Raw genomic sequence first — 9,251 nt, 5'->3', positions numbered from 1 at the left:
AGCGCGCGCTTCAGAGACCATCAATCCCCATTCTGGCTCTGGCGGCTGCGCGCCCAGCCCCAGGAAACTCAGGGTGGCAAACAGCATGATGGCGAAGGCAACGCGAATGGTGGCTTCAACGATGATCGGCGCCAGAATATTCGGCAGCATTTCGCGCAGGATGATGTAGTGCCCGGCTTCGCCGCGCGCGATGGCAGCGTTGATGTAATCCTGCTGGCGGGCGGCCAATGCCACGCTGCGCGAGATGCGCACCATGCCCGGCACAAAGGCGATGGTGATCGCCAGCACCGCGTTCATGCTGCTCTGCCCGAGCGTGCTGACAATCAGCAACGCAAACAGCAGGCTGGGAATCGCCATCACCGCATCCATGGTGCGCATCATGAACTCGTCAAATTTGCCGCCCAGATAGGCGCTGGCGGTGCCGAGCACCGAACCGATCACCATCGCCAACGCGGTGGCCAGCAGCGACAGTAAAATGGTTGAACGCGCGCCCACCATCACACGGCTAAAAATGTCGCGGCCCATCTGATCGGTACCAAACCAATGTTCCGCGCTGGGCGGCTTATAGCGCGTCAGGATGGAGATCGATTCAGGATCAAAAGGCGCAACGTGCGCGCCGCCCACCACCATCAGCAGCGCCAGCAAGATAATCAGCACGCCAGCGGCGCCCTGCGGTGAACGCAGCAAACGTTTCAAAATATCAGGCATAGGAGATCCGCTTATCGAGAGTGACGTAGGCCAAATCAGCCAGGAAGTTCACCACTGAATAGGTCGCGGCGAGGATCATCACGCCAGCCTGAATGGTGGGCAGATCGCGCGCCTGCACGGCGACAATCAGTTCGCGGCCAATGCCGGGAATGGCGAAGATCTCTTCCACCACCACAATCCCGCCCAGCAGATAACCGACATCCAGCGCCACAATAGTGATGGTCGGCAACAAGCCATTGCGCAGCGCATGTCGCCAGAGAATGCGGCGACGCGATAAGCCTTTCAGCCACGCGGCGCGGATGTAATCGGTATGCAGCACATCGACCATTTCTGAGCGCACCATGCGCGAGACGTGCGCCACCAGAATCAGCGCCACGGTTACCGACGGCAAAATCAGGTGCTGAATGCCGCTAACGAAGTTCTCACTGAGCGGCACATAGCCGGTGGCGGGCAAAATCTGCCAGACATCGGCAAACAACAGCAGCACCAACGTAGCGGTGACGAATTCCGGGAAGGAGATGCCGATGTAGGAGATAACGCTCACCAGCACGTCGGCGGTTTTGCCGCGACGTACCGCCGCCCAGATGCCGAGGGGAATGGCGATAATCAGCATCAGGATCAGGGCGCACACCGCCAGCAGCAGCGATCGCGATAACGCCGTCAGCAGCGTCGGCGCCACTTCGAGGCCATTGCGCATCGATACGCCAAAGTTGCCCTGCAGCGCCTGCGTCAGCCAGTGCCAATATTGCAACCACGCCGGGGCATCCAGCCCCAAACGTTCACGCACCGCCGCCAACGCTTCCGGCGTGGCGTTTTGTCCCAGCAAAGTGACAGCCGCATCGGCCGGTAACAGTTGAGTGATGCCAAAGACCAGCAGCGACACCACTAACAAGGTGTAAACCATCAGCAGAAGGCGTTTAAGCAGATAACTTGCTGTCACGTTCGCTCCTTACACTGCGCGCTTCGGCGCTTTGTCGGTCAACCAGATATGGTCAAGACGGAACACCGCACCGCGCGGATGCAGGTGATATCCGCCGACATAGTCGCGGCTGGCGGCGAGCAGATCGAAGAAGGTTGGGATCACCGATGGCACTTCGTCATGCATCAGCTGCTGCGCTTTGCCATACAACGTGGCGCGCTGGGCTTCATCACGAGTTTCACGCGCTGCACCGACCGCTTTATCAAACTCCACGTTGTTCCAGCGCGTTTCATTCCACGACGCAGTTGAGGTGTAGAGCAGAGAGAACACCGCGTCTGGCGTCGGCTGCATGTTGTAGAAGCCGACGTAGAAATTGCCTTTCTTCCACACCTGATCGAGATAGGTGCTGTGCGCCATGGTCTGCACGTTGATGCGGAAACCGCCCTGTTTCGCCATCTCGCGCAACGCGATGCCTAGCTGGGTGCGGGTGGCCGGTTTGTCGGAGGCGATCAGCGTTAAATCCAGACCGTTGGGATAACCGGCATCCGCCAGCAGCGCCTTGGCTTTGCTGTAATCCACCGCTTTTTTCGCCAGGTTGGCGAAGAACGGATACGCGCCGTTAATCGGCGTGTCGTTGCCCGGTGAACCCAAGCCATCCGCCACGAAATCCACTGACGCCTGACGATCAACGCACAGCGCCAGCGCCTGTCGTACCCGCACATCGTTGAACGGTTTTTGGTCGCAGCCCATGTTCACATTGAGGAACTGGCCGGATGCTACGCGCAGCGGCAGCACGCCGGAAGATTTGGACAGGCGCGCGAACTCGCTCGACTGCGCGCTCAGCATCAAATCGGTGTCACCGGAGATCAGCGCAGAACTTTCCGCGATGCCATCGGGATAAACCACCACTTCCACGCCATCCAGATAAGGACGCGCCGGATCGTAGTAATGCGGATTGCGCTTCACCACAATTTTGCGTTCTGGATCGTAGGACACCAGCTGGAAAGGACCGGCGCCGAACGAGGCTTTACTCAACTTGTCAAACTGGCCTTGCGCGATGCTGGCCGGGATAATTTTTGCGTCCGGATAAGCCAGCATCACTGGCAAATCGGCGTAAGGCGCATCGGTTTCAATCAATACCGTGTTGGTATCTGGCGCGCTGACGGCTTTAATCGGCCCAATGTTATGCAGCGCCGGTGAAGCATTTTTCGGATCGAGCAGCGCCTGTAGGCTGGCGACGACATCCGCTGAGGTTAACGCCGAACCGTCGCTGAACTTCAGGTTCGGGCGCAGGGTAAATGTCCACGGCTTGAGATCGGCGCTGGCCTGCCAGGATTGCGCCAAATCGGCTTCGGCTTTCATCTCCTGCGTCAGACGCGTTAAACCGCTGTACAGCAGTTCCGCCACCAAATATTCCGGGTTGACGCGAACCTGATGCGGATTCAGCACGCTGACGGCCTGGTCAACGCTGATGCGCAACACGCCGCCTTTACGCGCGGTGCCGCCCGGCGTAGCACTCGCCACCTGCGCGGCATGGGCCGAGAACGACCAGGGCAGCATCGCTGCGCCCGTCAGAGCGGTAGAACTGGCGATAAACTGTCTGCGGTTTAACCCTTTCATTGCGCACATCTTCTCTTCCTCGTTAATTAGTTAACTACCCTGGGTTGGCTGAAAATCATCGGCGAGATACGCCAGAATGGACTGCGAAAGTGCGATCAAATCTGCCAGCGTGGTGTACTCATCAGCGGCATGAATGCGATTGTCGGGACGGGCCAGCCCGCCGAGTAAAATCTCCTGAATCCCGGCTTGCTGGACCCAGCCCATATCGGAACTGGTGGACGATCCCCAGGGTTTGAACTCGCTGGGTTGGAAACCAAATCCCTGGCTCAGCGCCGCCTGCCAGCGCGGCCAATGCGGGCCGTCAGGATTAGCGACCGGTGCCAGATGACCAATCATTTGCAGCGTGACGTCGAGTGCGGGGCTATCGCGCATCGCACTTTCCACACAGTGCGTCAGCTCTTGCCACACCGCGTCAAAGTGCTCCTCCGGCGCGTAACGGCGATTAATCAGCAGCTCAAAACGTTCAGGAATAGTCGAACCTTTGCTGCCGCCCTGCGCGGCGGCCAGCGTTAACAGTGACGTCAGCGGTTTGCCGTGATAATGCGGCGGAGAAGGCATCGCCGAGGTGCGTTGTTCCACCTCGAGCTTCAGCTGGTAAAGCGCGTTCATCAGCGGCAGCGCGGCTTCGATAGCATTGATGCCGTTAACCGGATCGCCGGAGTGCGCCGAACGTCCGGTGATAATTACCTTGAGATCGATGCTGCCAAAGCAGCCGGCCCAGATGCGCGGCACTGCGCCGCCGTTGAAGCTGAGCAGATGTCCGGAGAAAAGCTGTTGTTCCGCCAGATAACGGATGCCGGGATACAAGCCGCCCTCTTCATCAGTGCACAGCAGAAACACCGGATTAAAACGCAGCGGAATCGCCGCCGCCTGCGCCGCGCGTACCGCCGCCATCGCCGCAACAATGGTGCCTTTCATGTCTGCCGCGCCGCGCCCAAACAGCTTGCCTTCTGTTGCGGTCAGCGTTAACGCCGGAAAACGCCAGCCATCACCAGCGGGCACGGTATCGGTATGGAAGTAGAGATTGCAGTTTTCAGCCGCACCAACATCGAGTGATGCCAGAAGATTAACGCGTTCACCGTACGCGCTGCCGTCCGGTGCTTGCCATAAATGTTCCGGTACCGAGACGCGCGCAAAGCGGAAATCCAGCGGCTCCAATAAGTGCGTCATCACGTCAGCAAAAGCGCCGTAACCGTTGCCCGGCGGAAAGCAGGTATCGACCTCAAGCATCTGTTTAAGGTCATCCGTCATTTGCGCGCCGTCGCTGGCAATCATCGCTAATGCACTGTTAAAGCGTGAATTTTGCATCATAGGATTATCGTCTGTTGTATTTCTATATAGTTTATAGATAATGCAATTCAACCACTGCGGTCAATCGGTAATCGGAAACATGCAAAAAAACTATGACGCGAACGACGCTCAACCTTTCGCCAGACTCAGCGAAGGCGAAGGTGCGCCGCTGTATGAAGTGGTCAAGCGCCATATCAGCGAATCGATCCTGCAAGGTGAACTGCCCGCAGGCACGATTTTGCCAAGTGAAAATAGCCTGGCGGCGAAGTTTGGTGTGTCGGTTGGCACGGTGCGAAAAGCGCTGGCGGCGCTGACCACGGAAGGCATGCTAATGCGCCGTCGTAAAACCGGCACCGTGGTGACCGGCTGGGCGCCGCTGCACAATCTCAGCCATTTCTTCCAGTATTTCCGGCTGCACGATAAAAGCGGCGGATTGCTGCAATCCGATACCCGTTTACTCGATTATCAGCTCAGCCATGCCAGCGCCGACGAGGCAGAGAAACTGCAAATTTCGCAGGGTGATGAGGTGATCCGCCTGAAACGTTTGCGTCGCGTGAAGGGTATTGCTGCGATGCATGAAACGCTGGTGCTGCCGTCGGTGCGTTTGGTTGATTTTCCCCCCGCCGATCAGTTGCCGCCGCTGCTCTATCGCTATCTGTTTGAACGCTACGATCTGCGCGTTGCTGCGGTGCGCGAGCAAATCACCGCGACGCTGGCGAATGAAGAGGATGCCGCACTGCTGGAGCTGAGTTTACCGCACGCCGTGATGGTGATAGATGAAGTGTCGTTTGATCAGAGCGCCCTTCCAGTGATTCTGGCGCACCACCGTTTTAGCACCGAACACTTTATGTACGTGAATGAGATTCGCTGATCGCCCGGCATGAACCGCCGTTTGAGTAGGATAAAACAGCGCAGATGCGTCGGGTTTCTGGAAGTTTCGGGAAAATGTACTACGCTTTAAAGCTAGTTAAACGTATTCCACTGAAAGGAACTCATCATGATGAATAAAACAGTACTGGCAACGGCATTTCTTGGCACTTTCATGGCAATGACATTGACCGCTTGCTCTTCTAATCAGGCGATTAAAACCACCGACGGACGCACTATCGTGACGTCTGGTAAGCCGCAAATCGACAGCGACACAGGCCTTGTGTCTTACAAGGATGCGCAAACCGGTAAAACTGAGCAGATCAATCGCGACAAAATTACCAACATGAGCGAACTGGATAATTAATATCCAATATTCGTAGGGTCGCCATTTATGGCGACCGCTTTACGCTTAACTTACGCCCTGCTTAAACTCGTGCTACCCGCCAACCTCGCGTTAAATGCTTCTCTATCTCCACCAGCACAAAGATCCCCACACTCACCGCCAGCGAAATCAGCCAGTATTTGAACGGCAGCGGCGCGGTGCCAAACAGCGTGTTCATCAATGGTACATAGATAATCATCGCCTGCAGCGCGATAAGCACCACGGTGACCAGCCAGATGCCACGGTTTTTCAGCAAACCGGCATCCAGCGAGAATCCGTTGCTGTTACGGCAGTTCAGCATGTAAACCCACTGCGCGGTGACCAGCATCTGCAACAGCACGGTGCGGATGAACTCCGGCGTGTAGCCGCGCGGCTGGAGCCAGGCTTCCAGCACAAAGGCGCTAATCGAAATCAGCAAGCCAACGAAGATCACACGCCAGATGGCATAACCATCCATCACCGGGCTGCGCGCGTTACGCGGCGGTCGGCGCATGATGTTGCGCTCTGCCGGTTCGAATGCCAGACCAAACGACAGCGTCGCCGAGGTCGCCATGTTCATCCACAGAATCTGCACCGGCGTTAGCGGCAGCAGGTTGCCCATCAAAATCGCAATGATGATCAGCAATCCCTGCGCCAGGTTAGTCGGCATGATAAACAGAATGGTTTTCTTCAGGTTATCGTAGACGCGTCGGCCCTCTTTCACCGCTGCCGCGATGGTGGCGAAGTTGTCATCGGCGAGGATCATATCCGCCGCCTCTTTGGTCACTTCGGTGCCTTTGATGCCCATCGCGATACCGACGTTGGCCTGCTTCAGCGCAGGCGCATCATTAACGCCATCACCGGTCATGCCGACGATCTCACCGCTGCTCTCCAGCGCTTTCACCAGACGCAGCTTATGCTCAGGGCTGGTACGGGCAAAGATGTCGTACTCACGCGCCGCGACGCCCAACTCGGCATCATCCATGTGCTCCAGCTGATAGCCGGTAATCGCAGAATCGCTGTTACCAATACCCAGCATCTGGCCAATCGCCATCGCGGTTTCCGGGTGATCGCCGGTGATCATCTTCACGCGAATTCCTGCCTGCTGGCAGTCGCGAATCGCGGTGATAGCTTCCGGACGTGGCGGATCCATCATGCAGGCCAGGCCCAGCATCTTCATGCCGTTGCGTAAATCGTCGTGATCGATATGATGCTGCGCTTCCGGCAGCCAGCGCCACGCGGCGGCAACGGTGCGCAACCCTTCGCTGGCGTACATGGTGATCGCCGCTTCCCAATAGCCGCGATCAATCACTTCCGCTTCGGTTGCGCCCTGCTGCTGCTGACACAGCGACAGCAACACATCGGGCGCGCCGGTCATCAGCAGGCACGGTTTGCCATCAATCAGGCAGCTCACCGCCATGTATTTGTAGGCAGAATCAAACGGCAGCTTGCTGAGAATCTGCACCTTGTCATTCTGAATGCCCGCCTTGGCGGCCAGCACTTTCAGCGCGCCTTCGGTTGGTCCACCCACAATGCCCCAGTTGCCGTTAGCATCCTGACGCAGCTGACTTTCGTTACAGATATCCACCACCTGCAAGAAGCCCTGCATCAGCGCATCGCTCTGCTGGCCCGCTTCCAGGGTAAACTCGCCTTTGGGTTCGTAACTGTTGCCGCTGATGCGCCACTGGCTGTTCGCCAGCACCACCGCTTTCACCGTCATCTCGTTCATGGTCAGCGTGCCGGTTTTATCCGAGCAGATCACCGTCATAGCACCGAGCGTTTCGACCGTCGGCAGCTTACGAATGATGGCGTGATTACGCGCCATCGACTGCACGCCGAGCGAAAGAATGATCGAGATAATCGCCGGTAAACCTTCCGGCACCGCCGCCACCGCGAGGCTGATCACCGACAGCAGCAGCTCCGTCACCGCGATGTCGCGCAGCAGATAACCAAACACGAAAAGTGCAATCATCATCAGCATGATGATGCCGAAAATGGCTTTGCCGAGTTTGTCGATCTGTACCAGCAGCGGGGTTTTCGCCTCTTCAATCGAGGAGATCATTGCATTGATGTGGCCCAACTCGGTATCGCCGCCGGTGGCGATCACCACGCCCAGCGCAGTACCTGAACTGACGGTGGTGCCGGAATAGGCCAGATTCAGGCGATCGCCCAGCCCTTTTTCACCCTCAAGTGCCACGGTGTTTTTTGAAACTACCGTTGATTCGCCGGTCAGGATTGCCTCTTCAACGCGCAGGTTGTGCACCTCGAACAGACGCAAATCCGCCGGAATCTTATCGCCTGGACGCAGCATCACCACATCGCCCACCACCAGATCCTGCGTGGCGACGGTGATCTGCTGGCCGTCGCGCAGCACCATGGCATCGCTCGACATCATGTTCTGGATGCTTTTTAGCGACTTTTCGGCGTTGCTCTCCTGAATGAAGCCGATCATGGCGTTGATCACCGCCACGCCAAGAATCACAAAGGTATCCACCCAGTGGCCCATTACCGCGGTGATCACCGCCGCTGCCAGCAGGATATAGATCAGTACGTCTTTGAAATGCGCCAGAAAACGCATCAGCAGTGATTTTTCCGCTTTCTGCGGCAGCACGTTCGGCCCGTTGGCGTCGAGCCGTTGCTGGGCTTCGGTGGTGCTCAATCCCGCAGGTGAGCTGTTTATTGCGTTAAATACCGCGGCGTTATCCTGCTGATAATAGGGCCGCGCGGATGCCTCCGGACGTTTTGGCTGAATAGGAATAACAGTCATAATTAACCCCGTGCTATTGAATTGAAAATAAAAAAGCGTGCGAAAATAAAAAACACATTTTAATTATATTTTCCCGAAGCATACTGACCGTGGTCATGTTTTTACCGATTCAGAAGTGTGATGCTAATAGTGATAGCACTGATTGCGTAGCGTTATTATTTAAACGCAAATAGAAAGAGTGCGTAACGCATATTAAATTTAGTTTCATCTCGGAATCTATTATTCATAGGGAGAATTATTATGAATAAAATACATAACCTGACAATACCGATGATTATCTCCTTTATTATCATTGCGATATCCTCAGCTACCGCCATCGGTTTACTCTCTTACCATGTGGTTTCGCGCATGGTGGCATAATTGATTTCGCCATACACAGCTAAATTAAACCAAGGTTAAACACACAAAATTCATTTCCTCTAATGGCCCTTATTTTGCTGAGGGTCATTATTCCCTCCTTCAGACAATGGCATATTCCCGCCCTTTCTCTCTTATTGAGGCTGGGGTATGAATAATTGGCCAGTGCTGGGCGCACTTCTAATTTGTTTGGTTTTGATCGGTTGTGACAATAAAAGCGGTGATGAAATCAGCGCACCGCGCGTAATTAAAGCATTAACGCTGACGGAAAATACCACAGAAAAAGTCAGGGTATTTCCGGCGCGTATTTCAGCGGGCGATTACACCGAACTGGCCTTTAAGCGTACCGGCCGACTGGC

The 9,251-nt window shown here is 56.0% G+C and carries 7 protein-coding genes and 1 pseudogene; 3 read left to right on the top strand and 5 right to left on the bottom strand.

The window, feature by feature from the left end; translation table 11 throughout:
• The 4 genes from RTY00_RS13225 to RTY00_RS13210 all read right to left on the bottom strand — a co-directional run.
• Nucleotides 1-708: ABC transporter permease (locus tag RTY00_RS13225; RefSeq protein ID WP_312664761.1), on the bottom strand; the 708-nt coding region annotated here is incomplete at its 3' end.
• Nucleotides 701-1,648, bottom strand: coding sequence for an ABC transporter permease (locus RTY00_RS13220; protein WP_007885920.1), 948 nt, complete (start codon nucleotides 1,646-1,648; stop codon nucleotides 701-703). The genes RTY00_RS13225 and RTY00_RS13220, both read right to left, overlap by 8 nt.
• Before the next feature lie 9 nt (nucleotides 1,649-1,657).
• Nucleotides 1,658-3,256, bottom strand: a complete 1,599-nt coding sequence (locus RTY00_RS13215; RefSeq protein WP_312664759.1) for an ABC transporter substrate-binding protein — start codon at nucleotides 3,254-3,256, stop codon at nucleotides 1,658-1,660.
• Nucleotides 3,257-3,277: 21 nt separating this feature from the next.
• A complete protein-coding gene (locus RTY00_RS13210) occupies nucleotides 3,278-4,558 on the bottom strand; it encodes a M20 family metallopeptidase (RefSeq protein ID WP_409519140.1) in 1,281 nt (426 codons plus the stop codon).
• Between the two features lie 79 nt (nucleotides 4,559-4,637).
• On the opposite strand from RTY00_RS13210, the gene RTY00_RS13205 reads away from it, so the two are divergent.
• A complete protein-coding gene (locus tag RTY00_RS13205) occupies nucleotides 4,638-5,408 on the top strand; it encodes a GntR family transcriptional regulator (protein WP_312664758.1) in 771 nt (256 codons plus the stop codon).
• Between the two features lie 129 nt (nucleotides 5,409-5,537).
• Entirely contained in the window at nucleotides 5,538-5,771 is a 234-nt protein-coding gene (locus tag RTY00_RS13200) for a YgdI/YgdR family lipoprotein (protein WP_258145888.1), read from the top strand.
• A 61-nt stretch (nucleotides 5,772-5,832) separates the two neighbouring features.
• Here RTY00_RS13200 and RTY00_RS13195 read toward each other — a convergent pair whose 3' ends face one another.
• On the bottom strand, nucleotides 5,833-8,535 hold the full coding sequence (locus tag RTY00_RS13195) for a cation-transporting P-type ATPase (RefSeq protein ID WP_312664756.1): 2,703 nt from the start codon (nucleotides 8,533-8,535) through the stop codon (nucleotides 5,833-5,835).
• A 507-nt stretch (nucleotides 8,536-9,042) separates the two neighbouring features.
• Between RTY00_RS13195 and RTY00_RS13190 the strand changes: the two are divergent.
• Nucleotides 9,043-9,251, top strand: a pseudogene (locus RTY00_RS13190) (efflux RND transporter periplasmic adaptor subunit); the annotation flags it as partial.

Origin of the sequence: Pantoea sp. CTOTU49201, from assembly GCF_032054795.1 — a bacterium.
In the GTDB taxonomy this organism is placed as follows: domain Bacteria; phylum Pseudomonadota; class Gammaproteobacteria; order Enterobacterales; family Enterobacteriaceae; genus Pantoea; species Pantoea symbiotica.
This window is presented reverse-complemented; position numbering and strand designations above follow the sequence as displayed.

What these genes read in the sequence shown, in the direction of transcription:
- RTY00_RS13215 (WP_312664759.1), bottom strand. Translation starts at nt 3,256, where the DNA reads ATGTGCGCAATGAAAGGGTTAAACCGCAGACAGTTTATCGCCAGTTCT.
- RTY00_RS13210 (WP_409519140.1), bottom strand. Translation starts at nt 4,558, where the DNA reads ATGATGCAAAATTCACGCTTTAACAGTGCATTAGCGATGATTGCCAGC.
- RTY00_RS13205 (WP_312664758.1), top strand. Translation starts at nt 4,638, where the DNA reads ATGCAAAAAAACTATGACGCGAACGACGCTCAACCTTTCGCCAGACTC.
- RTY00_RS13200 (WP_258145888.1), top strand. Translation starts at nt 5,538, where the DNA reads ATGAATAAAACAGTACTGGCAACGGCATTTCTTGGCACTTTCATGGCA.
- RTY00_RS13195 (WP_312664756.1), bottom strand. Translation starts at nt 8,535, where the DNA reads ATGACTGTTATTCCTATTCAGCCAAAACGTCCGGAGGCATCCGCGCGG.